The sequence below is a fragment of the Novosphingobium sp. BL-S-24 genome, from assembly GCF_055521575.1.
In genome coordinates this window covers 143,382-163,127 of the sequence record NZ_CM145487.1, presented here as the reverse complement: position 1 = coordinate 163,127, position 19,746 = coordinate 143,382, and the positions used below count along the sequence as shown (strand labels likewise).

Here is a 19,746-nt window from a genome sequence, read left to right as displayed (position 1 = left end):
GTGGTCGATTTAAGCCATCGCTCCACCGATCCGGAATGGATGGACGGCGATACTGTCCCGACATCGGTCTTCGCTGCCTGCTTGGAAGACCTAGCCGCAGTCAACACACTCACCCTTGCGCGGCGACCTACACTGGAATTCCTAGACCGAGCTTTCGCCGCCACTCCGGCCGATCGTATTTTGACTATCGTCGACGTAGGTTTCGGGGCCGGCGATATGCTACGTTCGATGGCGGTTCATGCATCAAAAAAGCGTCGCTCTTGTCGCTTCATAGGGTACGATATCAACCCTCGAAGCGAAGCTATTGCTCGCAGCATGACTTCGCCGGAACTGTCCATTGACTATCGGACTGGTGACGCCTTTGCCAGCAATGACGTGCAAATAGACCTCGTAGTAAGCTCTCTCGTTACTCATCATATGCTTGATGATGAGATCATCTTGTTTCTTCGCCAGATGGAGCGCTATTCACGCTTGGGTTGGTTCATCAATGATTTGCACCGCCACTGGATTGCCTATCATGGGTTCCGCTTTTTTTCTGGACTGATGCAATGGCATCCGTTTGTCCGCCATGACGGGCCTTTATCAATCGCGCGGGCTTTTCGCCGGCAGGAGTGGGACTCATTGCTGGCCACTGCTCAGACGCCTGCCAAAGTCCAATGGCACTTCCCCTTTCGCTATTGTGTTGAACGGAAGCACTGGTGAGCGACGTTGTCATAGTCGGCGGCGGACTGGCCGGAGGATCGGCTGCAGTTAGTTTGGCTAGAACCGGAAGGCGCGTCCATTTGTTCGAACGCCAGCACGGACCCCAAGACAAGGTATGCGGTGAATTCCTTTCTATCGAGGCGCAAACTGATCTTAGAGCGATCGGCGTGGAGCCTCTAGCGTTGGGTGCTGTCGCTATCGATCGCGTAAGAGTGATCGGCCAAGGCAAGATTATCGAAGCTACTCTTCCCTTCACTGCCCTCAGCCTGAGTCGCAAGACGCTGGACCAGGCTTTGCTCGCCTTAGCCCGTGAAAGTGGTGCCGAAGTCCATTATGGTGTAAAAGTTTCGGAAATCCAATCTGGCAAAGTGACTTCCAATCTTGGGACAACAAACGCCAGCTCAATATTATTGGCCAGTGGTAAATACGATATACGAACTGCCCCACGTATCACATCAGGAATTAAGACTGATTACGTCGGATTCAAAACTCATTGGGAAATCGATACCGCCCAGGTCGCAGAACTAGATAGTGCAATTGAGCTAGTATGGTTTGATGGAGGCTATGCTGGAATTCAACGAGTGTCGGAACGGACGCTCAATCTCTGCATGGTTATAAGAAATGACTATCTGTCCAGAAACGGCAATTCATGGAATGGCATTTTGAACCGGTTGATGGAGATTGATCATGTCGCGCGCCGCCTTCTAAACGCGAAGCCTTTGTTCGAACGGCCGTTATCAATTGCCCGCTTGCCGTATGGGTATATTCATCATCCCTCCGACGATATGGACGCAGTGTATCGGATCGGCGATCAGGCTGCAGTCACGGCACCTCTGACCGGGGATGGAATGTCGATCGCATTAAGAAGCGCTTCATTCGCGGCAAAATGCATCGAAGGCGACATTTCGGTTCAACAGTACACTAAAATGGTGCGAAATGAAGTATCCTCGCAAGTAAGTCGCGCAATGACACTTCATCGAGCCGCTAACAGTCCACGAATGATGAAACCGTTGCTTTCAGTCCTGCAACTCTGCCCAAATTTTCTATCCTTTTTAGCCTTGAGAACAAGGCTGAAAGGGTAAGTCAAATGAACCGCATTTTTCGTCATCAAGGTTGCGCGGCAGGCCGAAGAAACGCAAACATATGACTGACATAGTCCGCCTTTCCTAACTCTACTCCCTCAGTGCGCAAAATGGCATACGCGGCCATCAGATGGAAATAGAACTGCGGCAATGCCCAATCGCAATCGTCGCGTTGGAGATCGTGTCGATCAGAATGAAACCACCAAGCGTGCGGTTCTGGTAACATGGCTCGAAGACGATCTGCTTGTGGGTAGACAATTGGCTACACCGATTGCATTCAGGTCGAGCGTCTTGGCAGCAAGCTGCTACATCGTATTGACATTGATTTGGTACTTGGGCTGCTGGATCGTTGCAGTCACCATCTGCGGCCCGATCTTCAGCCATTAGGAACGTCCGGGCAGCATCTCTTCATCGGCCATCCAGACGATCGTCGCCTCGAACTGGTCGGCTGTCTGCGGTGGATTATCGGCGGCAGCGATCACATCGCCACGCGATCGACCGGGAAGTGTCGATGTTGATCAAGAAATTCGCAAGCGAACCAGATGCACGGGCCCGGGCTCTCAATCTCAGTCGAGATCCACTCATGGATATGATCCTGCATCCGGTCAGGGGCCGGGCATCAAACTCGCAGGGATCAGCCGTAGCCATAGCGTATGTCAGCGGTGATAAATGGTCGAGCGCCGATCGGTGTGACCAACTGGTCGACTTGTTTGGCCTGCTGCCTAGTGAGGCCCGGCTCGCTTGGGCAATCTCCCAGGGCCTCTCGATTGCAGACGCGTCTCGCAGCCTTGGCCTAACGGTGGAAACAGGCCGCAATTATTCAAAGAAAATATACGCCAAAACCGGCGCGAGAGGCCAGGCAGAACTGGTAAGGATCATTCTTACCAGTGTCCTCGCGCTGGCGAGATGAATGTATCGCCAGCGCGAGGCGCAGATTAGCAAGCAACCGCCTTACTGCGCTCTAGGTGCATCCTGCCCGATCAATTCACGACCGATAAGCATCCGGCGCACTTCGTTGGTACCAGCGCCGATGTCCAACAACTTGGCGTCACGCCAATAACGCTCGACCGGCCAGTCCTTGGTATATCCCGCACCTCCGAGCGCCTGTATGGCCTCACCCGCCACTTTCACCGCATTTTCCGATGCCAGGAGGATGCATCCAGCGGCGTCAAAGCGCGTGGTCTTTCCTGCGTCGCACGCCTTCGCCACGGCGTACACGTAGGCTCGCGAAGAATTCAGCGCCACATACATGTCGGCGACCTTCGCCTGCATCAGTTGGAACTCACCAATTGGCTTGCCAAACTGCTTGCGCTCGCGAACGAAGGGAAGAACCACATCAAGGCATGCCTGCATGATGCCAAGCTGTATTCCCGAAAGGACGACGCGCTCATAGTCCAGACCGGACATAAGCACTTTGACGCCGCCATCGACGGACCCCATCACCTGCTCATCGGGAACAAAGCAATCGTCGAACACCAGTTCTGCCGTAGGCGAACCGCGCATGCCAACCTTGTCGATCTTTTGGCCGATCGCGAATCCTGGGAAATCCTTTTCGATCAGAAACGCGGTGATACCCTTGGAACCAGCGTCCGGCTTGGTCTTGGCATAGACCACCAGCGTGTCGGCATAACTGGCGTTCGTTATCCAGAACTTGGTTCCGTTAAGGCGATATCCGCCGTCAACCTTATCGGCGCGCAGCTTCATCGAAACCACGTCGGAGCCAGCGCCGGATTCAGACATCGCGAGGCTGCCAACATGCTCGCCCGAAATCAGTTTAGGCAGATACCGCGCTTTCTGGTCCTCGTTGCCCCAGCGCCGGATCTGGTTGATGCACAGATTAGAATGCGCACCATAGCTTAAGCCTATCGATGCAGACGATCTGCTGATCTCTTCACAGGCGATCAGATGTTCGAGATATCCGAGCCCCAGGCCCCCGTCCTGTTCCTCAACGGTGATCCCGTGCAGGCCCAATTCGCCCATCTGTGGCCACAGCTCCCGAGGGAAGCTATCCTCGGCATCAATCCGGGCTGCGATCGGCTCAATCCGGTCGAGCGAAAATCGGCGCGTCGTCTCGCGGATCGAGTTCGCCATTTCCCCGATTTGGAAATCCAGTTCGACCATCATCATCTCCGTGTGCTTCAACACCGATGTACGACGAAAGGTCGCATCTGGAAAATTGAAACACCGGCAAAAACATTATAGAGTTTGTCTATGATCGACCGATACCATCTGCGCTATTTCTTGTCGGTTGTTGATACCGGAAACTTTTCGCGCGCAGCGGTGGCATGCAATGTGTCTCAACCCACGCTCTCGGTCGGGATATCAAAGCTGGAGCAGTCCCTTGGTCGTCCGCTATTCACCCGGAGCAATCGGCGCGTTGCCCTGACGGAAGCGGGCTCCCGCCTGGTAAGCTATGCGCGAGCGATCGAAGCCGGGTTCACGGCTGCCGAAAGGGAAGTGCTCGACACTACATCCGTACGGCCCATTCGTCTCGGCGTCTTGTCGTCCACCCCTCGCGTCTGGACCGAACGCTTGCTGGCTGAATACCGGGCCAGTGCGCCAAGCCATCCGATAGAAATTCTCGAAGGCAGAGATCGCGATCTGCGCGAGCGGCTGGCTCGCGGTCGCATCGAACTGGCGCTGACGACGCTTCGCGATGGCGGTGAGCAGTATGTCAGTCGACCTATTCTGACAGAGGGATACTCTTTGGCACTGGGGGCTGACCATCGTCTTGCGGAACGAGAAAGCATCCGCGCCGAAGAGTTGATCGATGATCCAATGATTGTGCGCCGTCACTGTGAGTTGCTGGCAGAGACCAGCCGATTTTTTACGGCCCGTGGTGTCCGCCCGGCTTTTCCATCGCGGACCGCAAGTGACGACCGTGCCCTCAGCTATGTCCGAGCCGGGTTGGGGATTACCATCATGCCGGATGGATTTTTCGAGGATGGTGTCGCTCGCGTGCGTCTTGATGGCTTTGATTTCACCAGAGAACTGGGCCTCATTTTTGCGCCCCACGCAGATGCGGAAACGTTGCGTAATGGTGCCTTGGCTGAGGCGGTTGTCCGGGCTCTGGATGTTTCATGCGCCTTCATTTCCTGATCGAAGTTAGGTTTGTGCAGGTCAAACTAGTCGGTTGCGCCTTGCGGTCCAGCGGCTGAGCGTGGACAAGGCGCCATGAAAAGCCCGAGCCTCAATGCATCGCCTGCCGCACCCAGCAAGGGTGAGGCGACGCGCGGGCAAATTCTCGATGCGAGTGAAATCCTGTTTGCGCAGTACGGCTATCTGGGAACGTCGCTGCGCGACATCGCCGCTCAGGCGGGGGTGCGCATTGGAGTGGTCCACTACCATTTCAACAACAAGCATCTGATCCTGGATGCCGCCCTGGAGCGTAAGCTCAACCTTCTGCACGATACGATCGATGCAAGTTTTCGCCGAGTGGAGGAAAGCGGCGAACAGCTGTGCCTCGAACGCATGGTGACCGCTTTCATCTCGCCCTTTCTCGAGGCGGCGTGCCGGCCGGCCGATCCCTTACGCAATTACATCGTCATGACATCCCACTTGATGAGCACGTATCGAGTGCCCGAACTGCGCCCGATACTCGCCAAATTGAGCATCATATCGCAGATCCTGATCGACCGGATCCGCATGTATCGGCCGGATATTGGTGAACGTGAACTGCTTGCCGGAATATACCTGATCGAAGCCGCCCTTATCTTCATGGTGCAGGACCCGGGGTTTCTCGACGATATCTCAGAGGGTCACCACTCGGTCGATCGACTGGAGCAAATGGCTGGCCCTGCATTGCGATTCTTCGCCAGCGGACTTGAGGGGCTGAAATCCTCTTCCTGACCTTTTTATCAGTTAGGTCGTTCGACCAGTTTTGCTATCCGTTTCTATAACGAGACGAGATAACCACAAGCTCTCGGACAGGAGCAGAGATGGGACGGCAAGACATCCACGCCATGATGATCGACGGCCGAGACGCCGCGAACCTCAGAGGCGATCCGATAACCGGCGATCGATATACGTCGCCTGAATTCATGCAGCGCGAATGGGACCGTATGTGGACCCGCATCTGGCATATCGCCGGACGCACTGCGGAACTGGAAGAGGCCGGCGATTACGTCGTCCATAATTTCATGAACGAGTCCGTCTTTTGCGTGAAGCAGGAGGACGGATCGATCAAGGCCTTCTACAATTCCTGCCGACACCGGGGCATGCGCCTGGTCTGGGACGCAAGTTCCCAGGAGTCTTTCCAATGTCCTTACCACGGCTGGGTATGGGGCAAGGACGGTGTTCTGCAGCATGCTCAGGACCCTGAAGATTTTCCGCAGGGGAATCCTTGCGGAAAACTGAAGTTGAAGGAACTGCGCTGCGCGACATGGGGCGGTTTTGTCTGGTACACGATGGATGACCAGGCGCCGGAACTGCTGGATTACCTCGCGCCCATGCCTGATCTTTACAAGAATTATCCAATGGACACGGCCGTGCGCGTTTACTGGATGAAGATCGACCTTGATACCAACTGGAAGTTCGCGACCGATAACTTCTCCGAAAGCTATCACACGCGCACCGCCCATCCGCAGGTTCCGCCATGGATCGATCAGGACGTGGATACCGCCCGTCACGAGATGTGGTCGAACGGGCATGGCCGGACCGTGCAGCCGATGCGTCCGTCCCTGTCGGATCGGTTGCCGGAGGGTGTGGATCATCCCTTCGACATGATCCTGCAAGCCTGGGACATCGACCCTGCCAGCTATCCGGATTACGAGACCAAGGCCATGCAGGGCTGGCTGGACCTGAAGGCCGCCAAAAAGCGTCTGTGGCAAGAACGTGGCTACACGCACTACGAAAACATGGACGATGAGGAAATTACCGACAGCCCGCATACGGTGATCTTTCCCAACGTGACCATCAGCTTCCTGCCGGACAACCTGATCTTGTTCCGCACCGAACCCCATCCTACCGATCCGAGCAAGTGCACGTTCGACCTGTGGTGCATGGCCTTCCCGGTCGAAGGGCAGGAGATAGTTGAGTCGGTCATGGCAGGCCCGCAACCGCTGCGGGAAGCGGAGTTCCAGCATCGTGCCTTCGACAACGGACGCGGGGTGCCGGAGATCAAGGATCAGATCGTCTATCAGGATATGCTGCTTGCCGAAGGTCAGCAGAAGGGAATGCATTCCCGAGGATATGACGACGCCTATCTTGCCGCACAGGAAACGCGGGTGCGTTTTTTCCACGAAGTATTGAACGACTATCTGGAAGGACGGCGCTGAGCCTCCGTCAAGGGGGGTTTAGTTGATGAAACACATGCGATCGGTGCCTTTTACAAGGACGCCGGCGCGGTATGCGGGTTCGCGTTGGAAAGAGCCTGCACGAGAATAGCAGGGTCGGGCCCTGTAGGAAAATCCGACGCTGAGATCGACGACCATAATAAAACAGTGGGAGATGATGGACATGAAGGCATGGCTTAATACAGGCTCGCGCATTGCCCTGGGGGCGGCCGCGCTGATCGCGCCGCACGCGACACTGGCGCAGGAAGCGGCCGAGCCGCAGCAGCAGGGCGGCATCCAGGAAATCGTCGTGACCGCGCAAAAGCGCGCCGAAAACATCCAGGACGTGCCCATCTCCATCACCGCCGTTGGCGGAGAGCAACTGGCTGCCCGCCAGGGCACCTCGCTGCAGGCGCTGCAGGGACAGATCCCCAACGTCCAGATCGACAACTTTGCCAACACCCCGCAAAGCGCCGTTTTCACCGTGCGCGGCATCGGCGTAATCGAGCCGGATCCCTATGCGGGCAACACGGTGTCCATCGTCGTCGACGGCGTACCCCAGTTCTTCTCAATGGGCGCTTTGCTCGACTTGTACGACGTGGACCGGATCGAGGTTCTGCGCGGGCCGCAAGGCACCCTGTTTGGCGCCAATACCACGGGCGGCGTCATCAACGTGGTGACGGCACAGCCCACCGGGGAATTCGGCGGCCGGGCCAAGGCGGTCTATGGCAACTACAATCGCTTCGACGTTACCGGGTCCATTGAGGCTCCGCTGGTGAAAGACGTACTTTCGCTCAAAGTCGCGGGCATCCACACCCAGCGCAAGGGCTGGGTCACCAACGTCGTCGATGGGTCCGACTTGGGCCGCAAGAACCTGGACGCAGTGCGTGCCTATCTGCGCTTCACCCCCTCCGCCAACTTCGATGCGACGCTTCAGGGCGAGTATGTGAATGCCCGAAACGGATCGCCGATCGTCATCAACGGCGCGCGTCCGGGAGAAGCTCTTTACGTTCCGCCAGGCACGGCCGGAATGTACGTCGGCCCATGCGCGGCCAACAATCAGTCCGGCATGTGCGTCGCACCTGACAAGTACTTCGGCGCCAACAATTCGGTGCCCGACGAATCCAACATGGATACGTACTCGGGCACGCTGACGATGAACTGGCGTGATAGCGGCTTGGGAGACTGGACGTCGATCACCGGCTACAAACGGTTCAAACTGCGCGAATACACCGATCAGGACGGCAGCCCGCTGTTCCTCAACGATACCTATCGCCGCACGGTGGGGTGGCAGTTCAGCCAGGAACTGCGCACCAATCTGGAATTGAGCGATACGTTCAACGTCCTTGTCGGCGGCTTCTACCTCAAGAACCACTACGATCACATACAGGCCTACCGCCTGCAGTTCGCGGCACCAGGTCTGCTGCAGATCAACCTGCAGGATCAGGACAACTACTCGATTTCCGGATTCGCCCAGGCTTACTGGCAACTGACCGACCGCCTGAAATTGCAGGCGGGTATCCGCTATACCCACGAAAAGACGGAATCGACGCCCAGCCTCACCACCAGCATCGGCAATCCGGCTGGCTCCAACTACACGGGCGAAGGCAATACCGTCATCGGCAGCTTCACCGTCGGCGGCAAGAAAAGCTGGAACAACGTCGGCTGGAAAATGGGCGCGGATTATGAAATCGCGGACGACACCCTGCTCTACGCAAGCTGGACGCGCGGCTTCAAGTCAGGCGGCTTCACCGCGCGCGTGGGCGTGCCCGCCGATGGTGAGAACCCCTACGATCCCGAAAAGGTCGATACGTTCGAAGGCGGCATAAAGGCCGATCTGCTGGATCGCCGCCTGCGCATCAACCTTGCGGCATTCTACACCAACTACCGCGACATGCAGGTTGCGCAGATCTACTTCGACAATGCCACGGCAACGCAGGGCAACCGCATCCTCAATGCAGGCAAATCCGAGATCAAGGGCTTCGAACTGGAAGCCACGGCCGTACCGGTTGAGGGGATGACCCTGCGCGCGTCGCTTGCCTACCTCGATGCAAAGTACAAGGAATTCCTCTACGGTGATCCGCTTTCCGGGCAGATCATCGATCTTGAGGGATATCGCCTTCAGAACGCCCCCAAGTGGAACACCAGCATCGGCGCGAATTTCGTGATCCCGCTGGGCAACGGCGCCAATCTGGTGAGCGACGTGAGCTATACCTACACCAGCTCCAAGTACTACACCGCGATCCTGGACACGCCACGTTCGAAGATTCAGCCGACCCATCTGGTCGACGCATCGCTTACCTATCGCCCCGATCAGGCAGCGTGGTCGGTGGGATTGTGGGCCACCAACCTGCTGGACTCGCGCTATCTCTCGACCGTCTACGACAGTCCTGGATACGCCGGTCTCGCGGGCTACGCACCGCCGCGCCAGTGGGGCGGATCGGTCAGCTTCGACTTCTAGGGGTCGATCGCTGCCCAGCATCATTGTCGTCGTCTCCGCCAGCGCGGGGATGACGACTGCTTTGACGAAGGAAAGCTCATGAACCGCGTACACGGCAAAGTCGCCCTTATCACCGGCGGAGCCTCGGGCCTTGGCGCTGCCGACGCAAAGCTGCTGGCGGCGGAGGGCGCCAAGATCGTCATCACCGATGTGCAGGCGGATCTTGGCCGTCAGGTTGCGGCCAGCATTCCCGACGCGCTGTTTCTGGAACACGATGTCCGGGACGAGGCGCAGTGGCAGCAGGTTGTCGCGCAGACCATCGCCCATTTCGGCAAGCTGGACGTTCTGGTCAACAACGCCGGGCTGGTCCGCTTCGCCACGATCGAGGACTGCGATCTCGACAGCTTTCGCCTGCAGATGCAGGTAATGGTGGACGGCTGCTTCCTTGGCTGCCGAACCGCCATTCCACACATGACCAAGGGCGGCGGCGGGTCGATCATCAATGTCGCCTCGGTCGCCGCGCTCAAGGGGATCAGCGCCATTCCAGCGTACAGCGCGGCAAAGGCCGGCATTATCGCCCTGACGCGCAGCGTTGCCGTTCACTGCCAGGAACAGCGCTACGGCATCCGCGTCAACGCCATCGCCCCCGGCGCCCATGAAACGCCGATGACCCAGCAGGCGCTGGCCGAACTGCCGCCCGAAGATGCAGGACGCGACCAGTCGAATACCTACGGCCAGGGCAAGCCCGAAGATGTGGCGAACCTTGTGCTGTTTCTGGCGTCGGAGGAATCGCGGCAAATCACGGGTACGCACATCGTCATCGACAATGGCGAGACGGCGCGATGACCATCGCCCTGATCGCCGACAAACAGGCCATCGCCAACGTGCTCGCCCAACACAGCCGGGGCGTGGACCGTGCGGACGTGGGGCTGCTGGCGGATTGCTATCATCCTGACGGAACGGTCGATTATCGCTTCTATGCCGGACCCGCTGCCGAATTTGCGACGATCCTGTGCGGCGCGCAGAAGGCTGGGCCGGTCACGTCGCACCGCACGGCGCAGATGTGGATCGAGTGCGATGGCGATAGCGCCTGGTCCGAAAGCTACATCATGGCCTACGCCTCTTCGGCCGGAGAGGACGGCCCGGCTACGCAGCACCTGATCTGCGGTCGATACCTCGATCGCCACGCCCGCCGCGATGGCCGCTGGCGCATGACGCACCGCACTTATGTACTCGATACCAATATTAACTGGACGGGTGGCACTGCCCTGCCCGCATTGGGACCCCTGGGAAACCACGTCCCGGTCGGCAGCCACGGCAGCACCGACGCAGGCATTGCCCTGCTCGCGCAGGCACGCGCCCGCAACCAGGCCCAAGGAGCAACGACGATGACGCATGACGACAGCATGATCGACGCGGTGATCTCCCGCCAGCAGATCGCTGACCTGACCATGGCCTATTGCCGCGGCGTGGACCGCGCTGACGTGGAACTGCTCGCAGGTATATTTCACTCCGACAGCACCGTCGTCAGCGGCGCGTTCAACGGCAACGGCAAGACGTTCGCCGCCGAGATATGCGGCGTGGTGGAAACGGCATTCGACCAGACGTTCCATTCGATCGCAAACCAGTGGATCGAAGTGAACGGCGATGGGGCGGTCGGCGAAACCTATGTCCTCGCCGTGGCGACCACGCGCGGTGACGGATCGACCGACATGTTCACCGGCGGCCGCTACATCGATCGGTTCGAACGGCAAGACGGACGGTGGGGCATTGCCGAGCGCACGTTCGTGCTCGACTGGCAGCGCTCCGAACCCAGCACGCGCGATATGGAAGGCGGCATGTACGCCGCGCTCGACCTGCACGGTGCGCGCGGCAAGGGCGATCCGGTCTACTCCTTCGCGCGGCAATAGGCTCCGTTATTGTATGGATCAATGCATGGGTATTGCATCCATGCATTGATGGCGTATATGCAGGCAATCTCTTGCCGAGGTTGCTGATCATGGATGAACCCGAAGCCGCATCGAAAAGCAAAGGCCAGTGGATCTGGCATTGTGGTCTTAAGGGCCTGTGCCCGCGCTGCGGCAAGGGGCGCATGTTTCGCAAGTGGCTGAAACTGCAGGACCGCTGCCCGTCCTGCGGGTTGAACTACAACTTCGCCGCACCGGATGACGGACCGGCCTTCTTCTCGTTGTGCATCGTCGCTTTCCCGCTGACGTTCTTCGCGGTGTGGCTGCAGGTGAAGTACGAACCGCCTTTCTGGGTCCATCTCGTAACCTCCTTCCCGCTGCTCGCCATCGGCTGCGTGCTGCCGCTGCAGTACATCAAGGGCTGGCTCGTCGCGTCGCAGTACGTGAACAAGGCACAGGAAGCTGGAACCGAAAAGCTCTGGGCGGATCTCCACGCCCGGTCGGACGCCAAGGATGACTGATACCGGACTGGCCGCGCACATCGTGGCGGACGTCTACGATGCCATCAACCGGCACGATCTTGCGGCCATGCTGCGCGCGGGCAAGGCCCATGATTTTCCCGAAGTTGCGGCAGTCGCCTCGCGGCTATCGGCCTATACCGCCCGCACCGCCCATCATGAAGCGGCGCTGGCGCAGTACGCCGACCCGCATTTCTGGGACTCGGACACGCCCGGAGGCCCGCTTGCCCTGCACGACGGCGGCGAAATGGCGCGTAACGTGTTGGCGGGCCGCCCGCCGTTCTTCCATCGGGACTGACCGGCGATGCAGGGCTGGATACCGGACATCAGCAGAGCAAGCGGGCCGAAATACCTCGCCATCGCCGCCGCACTGTCGCGCGATATTGAAACTGGCGCGCTGTCCTCCGGCGATCGCCTGCCCCCGCAGCGCGTGCTCGCCGATGCGCTGGGCGTCGATCTGACCACCGTCACCCGCGCTTATGGTGAAGCCCAGCGGCTGGGGCTGATCGAAGGCAGCGGGCGGCGCGGCAGTTTCGTGCGAGCGAAGGCCGCCCCAACCCCTTCTGCCACGACCAGCCCCGATCCGGGCGACACCGGCATGAATGCCCCGCCGGACGGCTTCGGCGGAAATCTGGCCGCCGCCTTTCGCGACAGCGCGGCAAGTCTGCTTTCCTCTGGAATGAGCGCACCCTTTCAATACCAGCGCAGCGGCGGCGCGTCGTCGGTACGCAGGGCCGGCGCGGACCTGCTTGGTGCACGTGGCATTCCGTGTGACGAGGATACCGTCCTTGTCACTGCGGGGGGCCAGAACGCACTCCATGCGATTTTCAGCGCGGAGTTTTCCGCTGGAGACAGGGTCGCGATCGGGACCTTTGCCTATCCCGGCCTGCTTTCGCTGGCCCGCCGTTTCGGCGTCTCGCTCGTGCCAATCGCATGCGACGAGCACGGCATGCGGCCCGATCTGCTGGCGGCAGCGTGTCTGGCGGACAGCATTCGCGGCGTCTACATCGTCCCTGCGAACGACAACCCCACAACCATCACCATGCCGGTAGACCGCCGCCAATCCATCGCCGCCGTTGCGCAAGCCCATGGTTTGCTGGTGATCGAGGATGACGCCTACGGCCTGCTCTGCGCCCAACCCACCGCGCCTATCGCTGCTTTCGCGCCGGAGCGGACGTGGCATGTCGCCAGCGTTTCGAAAATCCTGACGCCCGGCCTGCGCGTGGCATGGCTGCGCGCGCCGGACGTTGCCAGAGCCTGGCGGCTGGCGGCCGACCTGCACGAAACCTCGGTGATGGCACCGCCGCTCAACGCGGCGATCGTAGCGCAATGGCTGCAGACGGGCATGTTCGAACGCCTCGTCGACGAAGTGCGTAACGAGGCACGGGCGCGCCAGACCATCGCGCATCAATGCCTTGCCCCCGCTACATTCAGGTCGCAGGAATACGGCTACCACCTGTGGATCGCCACGGGCGGGGCGAACGCGCAGCAGATTACGGAAGCCATGCGCCAGCACGGACTATCCGCGATCCCCGGCGAAGCCTTTGCCGCCGATCGCCTTTTGCCGGACGTCGAGACCAGCATGCGCGTCTCCATCGGCGGCACCATCGGCCATGATCGCCTGCAACGCGCGCTGACGCTGCTTGCTGCCCTGATCGGCCCGGATGGCACGCGCAAGGTCAGCATCGTGTAGGTTTGACCATTGCGCCCGGCGGCGCATTGCGGCAGCTTGATCGCAAGGTGGGGACCGATCGAGGAGAACGAGATGACCGCCCCGCGCGAAAACAAGACCCGCATCGGTGACCACCAGCTGCATCCGGACACCCTGATGCTGAACTATGGGTACGATCCGGCACTGTCCGAAGGCGCGGTAAAGCCACCGGTATTCCTGACCTCCACGTTCGTGTTCCCGACCGCCGAGGAGGGCCGCGACTTCTTCGATTACGTGGCAGGCCGCAAGGAACCGCCCCCAGGACAGGGCCGTGGGCTGGTCTATTCTCGCTTCAACCACCCCAACAGCGAAATCGTGGAAGACCGACTTGCCGTCTATGAAGGGGCCGAGGCCGGGGTCGTCTTCTCATCCGGCATGGGCGCGATCACTACGGCGATGCTGGCGTTCGCGCGGCCCGGCGATGTGATCCTTCATTCGCAACCGCTTTATGGCGGCACCGAAACGCTGATCGCCCGGACATTCGCCAACCTGCAGGTCAAGGCCGTCGGCTTTGCCAATGGACTGGATGAGGACGAAATCGGCGCAGCGGCGCGGCAGGCCATGGGGATGGGCCGCGTGTCCATCATCATGGTGGAAACGCCGGCGAACCCCACCAATTCGCTGGTCGATATCGCCCTCCTGCGCCGCGTATGCGACACCATCGAGAGCGAGCAGGGCCATCGTCCACTGCTGATGTGCGACAATACACTGCTCGGCCCCGTCTTCCAGCATCCGCTTCGCCATGGCGCGGACATTTCCCTGTACTCGCTGACCAAATACGTCGGCGGCCATTCCGATCTGGTGGCGGGTGCGGCGCTGGGATCGGCGGCGCTGATGCGCGAGGTTCGCCTGCTGCGCAGTGCCATCGGTACGCAGCTCGATCCGCACAGTTGCTGGATGCTCAGCCGATCGCTGGAGAGTTTGGGGCTGCGCATGGAGCGCGCCGACGCCAACGCAGCGATCGCGGCCACGTTCCTGCGCGATCACCCGAAAGTCCAAAGCGTGGCCTATCCGCCGTTCTTCCCTGAAGGATCGCGGCAGCGGGAGGTGTTCGCCGCGCAATGCACCGGGGCGGGATCGACCTTTGCGTTTGATATCGTAGGCGGTCAGGAGGCGGCGTTCCGGTTCCTGAATGCGCTGCAGATATTCAAACTGGCAGTCAGCCTGGGCGGCACGGAATCGCTCGCCAGCCATCCTGCGACGACCACGCATTCCGGTGTGCCGGTCGATGTGCGCGATCGTATCGGCGTGCTGCAATCGACCGTTCGCCTGTCGATCGGCATCGAACATCGTGACGATATCGTGGCCGATCTGGCGCAGGCGCTGGACGCTACATGACGAATCCCAGAACGGTGCAGTAATTCCCGTACTGGGAAAAAGCACTTCCTTAATAGATGCCCTTTGATTAGTAACGGCGACAGTCGTCGGCGTCATTACAATCACGCGTGACGGTTTTACTTTATCAAGTTCGCGGGGGGCCGGTGAACAGGGGTGAACTTTACGATGCAATTCATGACGATACAGCGTTCGCGGAGTTGCCTCAGACGTTAGCGCGGTTGGCGGGCGGTCGCTCTTCCACGTTATATCGTTTCAATGCTGCGCAAGAACTAACCGATCTTCAGTACGCTTATTTCTCAAAAGAATCGATCGACTTCATTCTGGAGGACCCGAGTCGCCGGTTGGATACTTGGGGTAACATTGGTTTTACGGTCGGGCCCACCGGTCGCGCCGTGGCAATGGACGATCTGCTTCCTGAAGAACAATTCCGGAATTCGGCATTCTGGAATGAAGTGATGCGCCCGATTGGCGACGATACCGGGCATTGCATGGGCCTGATCCACAAGCTGGGCGGCGATACGCTTTGTACCGCCATTCAGCGCTCGTTCGGCGCGGGTGCGTTCACGCCGGAAGAGACGGCGGGCCTGGACGACCTCGTCCTTGATCTTCATCGCATCTATCTGGCGCGCACCATGATCGGCGAGCGGGACCGCAAGATCGGCAACCTCAACGATCTGTTGAACGCGGGGGATGAGGGACTGCTACTGGTCGGCCCCACTCTGCGCGTGATCGAAGCGACACCCCCGGCGCAGGCCGTTCTGGCCGCAGGGTCGGCGGCATCGATCAAGAACGGGCGCCTTCATTTCGCCAATCCCCAACTGGAACGTCAGGTTCGCAAGGCGGTGGAGGACACGCTTCACCGGCGTACGACCGAGCAAGTCGCCTTTGCGTGTGAGCATCCTGAATCCGGGCAGATCGTGCGGATGCTGGTCCTTCCCGTGCAGCGCGACGGCGCGACTGGCTGCGTCGTCCGGGTACGCGATGAACGCCCTCCACGGTCGAACGCGGACATTTGGCTGGCGCAGCACTTTGGCCTCACCCAGGCAGAGGCGCGCGTGGCCGAAGCGCTGGCCGCCGGGCATTCTCCCAATGAGATCAGCGACATGCGATCGGTCAGCCTGCACACCGTACGGACCCAGGTGCGACAGGTCCTGCAAAAGACCGGCTGCGAGACGGTGACCAAGCTGGTCGTCCTTCTACGCAGCCTGCCCTGAGCCTCTCCTGATCTAGCGCCGCGACCCGGCGATGGCGGCCATTGCGTCGACCGCGATCTGGCGCCCGCTGGCGAGCGGGCTGACTGGAGCGGGGGTTGCGCGCACGAAGCCGTTCGGCCCTGCCACGTAAGGCATGCGGCCGACTTCGGGCTGGCCGTCGCTGACAGTCATCGCCACGATCTCGCCGCTGCGCACGTCGCGAACGATGATCTTGAACGCGCCGTCGCCCGATCCGCGACTGAGCGGGGTCACTTCCATCGTCCAGTCGGCCCGGCCTTGCAGCGCCTTCATCTCCACTGCCTGCGCATTGGCAGGATCGCTGCCCAGTGCCGCCGCGCGGACGATGGTGGTCCGGTCGATCAAGCGCACGCCCGCGTTCGACAGCGCCTGAACGAAGCCGCGCTGCAAGTCGAAATCATCGGCATCGCTGTAGGGAGACGCGCGGCGGCCCCGATCAAGGCGGCCGGACGTCGTGCGGATGGTGCCGTCGGTCCCACTCTCGGACGTCGAGTCATAGCGCGAATGCGAGCCGCGCCGGGTGCTGCGCTCATCGAGATCCCCGGACGCACTGCCGGTAATGCGCGAAGAAAACTCGGTCACCTCCTCACGCTCGGTTTCGATGTCGTCGGTCAGCTCGCGGTTCCAGAACACGACGACACGCGGCGAACGGGCGCGGGCATAGGCGCTGGAAAAGCCGGCCGCGCGGTCCATCCGGGTCGGCGGGCCGATGCGATCCATCGTTTCCGGCTGGCCAAGACGGTCCGCCCCTTCCGCCCATTCACCCGCCATGCCCGGCTGGCCGGAGCGCAAGCCCCCCTCCTGCGCCACGGCCATTGGCATGTGCCCGGCGACCGTCAGGCCGACGATCAACGCCGCGCGGGTCACGAACCCCCTGCCCACCGTCACTGGTCGCTCCGCAGTTCGATCAGGTAGTATTCGACGCCGCGTGGGCTGATCGAACGCTCCTGATACGTGCTCATCGACAAGGGTGACAGGTGTACAGTCTTCCACACGGACGACGGCTCGGCAGGCCCCTGCCCCTGGTTGAGAAATGATGAGCGCGCCTGAACGACCAGCGGCTTCTTGGTGCAGTTGACCAGCCGCGCCGTGACTTCCAGCGTATCGGCGGGAGTGCGGCTGACGAACAGCCCCTCCACGATGACCTTCTTCCACACGCCGCGATCGTTCATCTGCACCGCGTTGAGGTCCACCGGGGTCATCGCTCGCGGGATGTTGGCGACCAGCGCGGGCCCGCCATGCGGAGGATCGCGGCGGGCAGCGCCGATGCTGCATTTGAGCGGGCGGTTCTCGCGCGCGGTGGAGGGCGATCCCCCCAGAACCGCGCTGACTGCCAATGCGGCGACCGCGATCGCCAGCGTGCGATTGATCACAGTGCAGTTCCTTCAAGTGTAGTGCGGAAAGCCTTGTTCTTCAACTGGACCGGCTTCTTGCGGTTTTGCGAAGCGGCGACACCCGCGTCCTCACCGATGATGTCGGTGCCGAACACACCGGGCCGTGAGCGCATCCACACGACATTGCACGCCTTGCCGCCGCCGCGGCGAGCGGTTCCGGCCAGTTCCAGCGGCTCGGCGCCTTTCAGGTACTTGCCCTGGTACTGCCACCCATCGGTCTTGGTGTTTGCGGTGCCGACCATGATGAGGTCGGGCAGCCCCTCCCACGCGCGAATGTCTGCATTCGTCTTCATCGCGCCGGAGAACATGGAGAACATGCTGCCCGCAAGCTGCATGTATGGGTCGCCGCCCATCATGCCCTGCATGGCCAAGGCAGAACCGACCGCGTCGGTGCCTTCCTTCCAGTTGGCCTTGCCGTTCATCACGCCGTCGATCGCGCGACCGCCGCGCGTGGTCGCCTGATACTTCACGCTGCTCGCCAGCTTCATCGGCACGGCAACCTGCTGCTTGCCATCGACCAACGTGATCGTCGTATCGCTTTCGTCGTATTCCGCCCCGGCCTGGAACAGCAGCTTCTGCGCCTGCGCCGCGTCACGGGCCTTTACCGGACCATTGCCCAGTTCCGCCACGAACAACACGTTGTCGCCATCGGCGGGTATCACCAGGTCCTTCTGGGACTTCACCGCCAGATCGAACGATTCCTTGGCAGACGATTTGTCGCCCGCGCACTTCTGGCTCCAGCCCTTGAGGTAGTTCATCACGGCGAAATCGCCCTGGAAGCTTTCCTCTTCCGAAAGCGTATCCTGGTATTCGGCGTTGCGGAACGACACGGTGGCATCCTGGAACTTGCCTTCCTGAAGGAAGATCAGCCCGCGATAGTAATAGGCCATCGAACGTTCGTAAGGTTCGCCCTTGAAGTCCTTGTTCGCTTCGTTGTGGAAGATCGACCGGGCGGTTGCCGCCTGAGGATTGTCGGCATAGATCGTCTCGATGCGGTTCAGTGCCTGATCGAACGCCCAGCCGGCGTCCTTCATCAGGCCTTCCTGATACGCGGCAAGGCCAAGTCGCTCGAAATTGAGCACCGCGTTACGCTCGCCGCCCGTGTAGAGCGCCTGATACAAAGGCCGCAGCTTTTCCGGCTTGCTGGCGACGTACGCGGAGATTTCATCGGGATACGGGCCTTCGCCGTACTTGGCCTTCAGGTCGCGCAGACGCTTCGCTTCGGCCTGCGCCGCGAGTTTGGCGGCCTTCGCCTCAGCCTTTGCATCGACAGCGGCAGTAGCTGTTGCAGCCGGGGCGGCCACGGCGGCCGGTTCAGCCTGCGCGATGGCGGCGGCGGCGATCAGGTTGGTCGAAAGAAGAGCGGCAATGATGGTAGAGCTACGCATAAGTTTCCCCCTTATGTGTCAGGAATCCGCGCGACGAGACGAGGTCACGCGTCCAGTTATTGCTTTGAAGATCAGCGGTAGACGACGTCGTCACCCGCAGCGCGCAGGATGACGTAAGGCTCGCCGGTCCATGGAAGGTCCCCCGTTTCCATGTCGACCAGTTCGAACACCACCTGGGTGCGGCGCTGCACCAGACCGGAGCGCTGATCACGCGAGTCCAGCGAGGTCACGCGTCCGATCAGTTGGTAATCGACACCAGACACGCCCCTGGTCATTCCGCGAGTCCCGACATCCGCGACGCCCGAACGCTTGAGCTCACGCTCACGCATGACGATGTCCATCGCTTCACGGCTGACGAAGCGGATGCGACCTTGCGCCGCCCGGCTGAGTTGCGCGCGCAGCATCGAGGTGATCATGTCCCGGTCGATGCGCTGGATGCTGTTGTTGTAGAACTTTTCGCTGTCCACCACGATGCGTGGCGGCGTGGCGGTTCCCACGATGTCCGGCCGCGACATCAGATCGCGCACCACGTTGTTGGCCATCCGTTCTATATCGACGGACTCGATCGACTGGCCGAACACCGCGCCCTTGCTTTGCGGATCCAGTTCCATGGCCTGCGTGCCGCGCTTGTTCGATCCCGCGTGCGCGGCACCCCCTGCCATGACGCACGCGCATGCGGACGCCGCCGCGATAAGATATCGAAACTGCATGAGTACCCCTATTCAACGGTGGCCGCATCGTTTCCGATGCGGCCAGACCGT

General features: G+C 60.6%; 19 protein-coding genes and 2 pseudogenes. 14 read left to right on the top strand and 7 right to left on the bottom strand.

All coding sequences use genetic code 11. From position 1 onward, the window contains the following. Positions 1-702, top strand: coding sequence for a methyltransferase domain-containing protein (locus ACZ1JM_RS00625; protein WP_465132169.1), 702 nt, complete (start codon positions 1-3; stop codon positions 700-702). After that, on the top strand, positions 699-1,784 hold the full coding sequence (locus tag ACZ1JM_RS00620) for an NAD(P)/FAD-dependent oxidoreductase (RefSeq protein ID WP_465132168.1): 1,086 nt from the start codon (positions 699-701) through the stop codon (positions 1,782-1,784). Before ACZ1JM_RS00625 ends, ACZ1JM_RS00620 begins: the two co-directional genes overlap by 4 nt. A gap of 25 nt (positions 1,785-1,809) precedes the next feature. On the opposite strand, the pseudogene ACZ1JM_RS00615 reads toward ACZ1JM_RS00620, so the two are convergent. Both ACZ1JM_RS00615 and ACZ1JM_RS00610 read right to left on the bottom strand, forming a co-directional pair. After that, positions 1,810-1,944 (bottom strand): annotated as a pseudogene (locus tag ACZ1JM_RS00615) (DUF1993 family protein); the annotation flags it as partial. Further along, a pseudogene (locus ACZ1JM_RS00610) lies at positions 1,920-2,278 on the bottom strand (elongation factor 1-alpha C-terminal domain-related protein); the annotation flags it as partial. The pseudogenes ACZ1JM_RS00610 and ACZ1JM_RS00615, both read right to left, overlap by 25 nt. Before the next feature lie 17 nt (positions 2,279-2,295). On the opposite strand from ACZ1JM_RS00610, the gene ACZ1JM_RS00605 reads away from it, so the two are divergent. Then, the gene (locus ACZ1JM_RS00605; protein ID WP_465132167.1) at positions 2,296-2,694 is read left to right on the top strand and encodes a helix-turn-helix transcriptional regulator; all 399 of its coding nucleotides are present in this window, start codon (positions 2,296-2,298) and stop codon (positions 2,692-2,694) included. Between the two features lie 41 nt (positions 2,695-2,735). On the opposite strand, the gene ACZ1JM_RS00600 is transcribed toward ACZ1JM_RS00605, so the two are convergent. Continuing rightward, the gene (locus tag ACZ1JM_RS00600; protein WP_465132544.1) at positions 2,736-3,908 is read right to left on the bottom strand and encodes an isovaleryl-CoA dehydrogenase; all 1,173 of its coding nucleotides are present in this window, start codon (positions 3,906-3,908) and stop codon (positions 2,736-2,738) included. An 87-nt stretch (positions 3,909-3,995) separates the two neighbouring features. Here ACZ1JM_RS00600 and ACZ1JM_RS00595 point away from each other — a divergent pair, with 87 nt between their 5' ends. The 11 genes from ACZ1JM_RS00595 (at position 3,996) to ACZ1JM_RS00545 (ending at position 16,185) form a co-directional block, all read left to right on the top strand. Continuing rightward, positions 3,996-4,883: a LysR family transcriptional regulator gene (locus ACZ1JM_RS00595; RefSeq protein ID WP_465132166.1), complete on the top strand. Its 888-nt coding sequence runs from the start codon at positions 3,996-3,998 to the stop codon at positions 4,881-4,883. A 75-nt stretch (positions 4,884-4,958) separates the two neighbouring features. Next, complete coding sequence (locus ACZ1JM_RS00590; RefSeq protein ID WP_465132165.1) at positions 4,959-5,633, top strand: TetR/AcrR family transcriptional regulator; 675 nt, start codon at positions 4,959-4,961, stop codon at positions 5,631-5,633. Positions 5,634-5,722: 89 nt separating this feature from the next. Next, positions 5,723-7,060: an aromatic ring-hydroxylating oxygenase subunit alpha gene (locus tag ACZ1JM_RS00585; RefSeq protein ID WP_465132164.1), complete on the top strand. Its 1,338-nt coding sequence runs from the start codon at positions 5,723-5,725 to the stop codon at positions 7,058-7,060. Between the two features lie 181 nt (positions 7,061-7,241). Then, complete coding sequence (locus tag ACZ1JM_RS00580; RefSeq protein ID WP_465132163.1) at positions 7,242-9,518, top strand: TonB-dependent receptor; 2,277 nt, start codon at positions 7,242-7,244, stop codon at positions 9,516-9,518. A gap of 78 nt (positions 9,519-9,596) precedes the next feature. After that, complete coding sequence (locus ACZ1JM_RS00575) at positions 9,597-10,343, top strand: SDR family oxidoreductase (RefSeq protein ID WP_465132162.1); 747 nt, start codon at positions 9,597-9,599, stop codon at positions 10,341-10,343. Next, entirely contained in the window at positions 10,340-11,407 is a 1,068-nt protein-coding gene (locus ACZ1JM_RS00570; protein WP_465132161.1) for a nuclear transport factor 2 family protein, read from the top strand. Before ACZ1JM_RS00575 ends, ACZ1JM_RS00570 begins: the two co-directional genes overlap by 4 nt. An 89-nt stretch (positions 11,408-11,496) precedes the next feature. Further along, entirely contained in the window at positions 11,497-11,925 is a 429-nt protein-coding gene (locus ACZ1JM_RS00565; protein WP_465132160.1) for a DUF983 domain-containing protein, read from the top strand. Further along, entirely contained in the window at positions 11,918-12,220 is a 303-nt protein-coding gene (locus tag ACZ1JM_RS00560; RefSeq protein WP_465132159.1) for a hypothetical protein, read from the top strand. The genes ACZ1JM_RS00565 and ACZ1JM_RS00560 overlap by 8 nt, the downstream gene beginning before the upstream one ends. A gap of 6 nt (positions 12,221-12,226) precedes the next feature. Next, positions 12,227-13,615 (top strand): aminotransferase-like domain-containing protein, encoded by a 1,389-nt coding sequence (locus ACZ1JM_RS00555; RefSeq protein ID WP_465132158.1) that lies wholly within the window; start codon positions 12,227-12,229, stop codon positions 13,613-13,615. Positions 13,616-13,687: 72 nt separating this feature from the next. Further along, positions 13,688-14,971, top strand: a complete 1,284-nt coding sequence (locus ACZ1JM_RS00550) for a cystathionine gamma-synthase family protein (protein WP_465132157.1) — start codon at positions 13,688-13,690, stop codon at positions 14,969-14,971. A 398-nt stretch (positions 14,972-15,369) separates the two neighbouring features. Beyond that, a complete protein-coding gene (locus ACZ1JM_RS00545) occupies positions 15,370-16,185 on the top strand; it encodes a helix-turn-helix transcriptional regulator (RefSeq protein ID WP_465132156.1) in 816 nt (271 codons plus the stop codon). 12 nt (positions 16,186-16,197) lie between these two features. On the opposite strand, the gene ACZ1JM_RS00540 is transcribed toward ACZ1JM_RS00545, so the two are convergent. From ACZ1JM_RS00540 to ACZ1JM_RS00525, 4 genes are all read right to left on the bottom strand, one after another. Then, positions 16,198-17,091: a hypothetical protein gene (locus ACZ1JM_RS00540; RefSeq protein WP_465132155.1), complete on the bottom strand. Its 894-nt coding sequence runs from the start codon at positions 17,089-17,091 to the stop codon at positions 16,198-16,200. Beyond that, a complete protein-coding gene (locus tag ACZ1JM_RS00535; RefSeq protein WP_465132154.1) occupies positions 17,088-17,576 on the bottom strand; it encodes a putative periplasmic lipoprotein in 489 nt (162 codons plus the stop codon). Before ACZ1JM_RS00535 ends, ACZ1JM_RS00540 begins: the two co-directional genes overlap by 4 nt. Beyond that, a complete protein-coding gene (locus ACZ1JM_RS00530) occupies positions 17,573-18,985 on the bottom strand; it encodes a hypothetical protein (RefSeq protein ID WP_465132153.1) in 1,413 nt (470 codons plus the stop codon). Before ACZ1JM_RS00530 ends, ACZ1JM_RS00535 begins: the two co-directional genes overlap by 4 nt. Positions 18,986-19,056: 71 nt before the next feature. Continuing rightward, the gene (locus tag ACZ1JM_RS00525) at positions 19,057-19,695 is read right to left on the bottom strand and encodes a CsgG/HfaB family protein (RefSeq protein ID WP_465132152.1); all 639 of its coding nucleotides are present in this window, start codon (positions 19,693-19,695) and stop codon (positions 19,057-19,059) included. Positions 19,696-19,746: the final 51 nt, after the last annotated feature.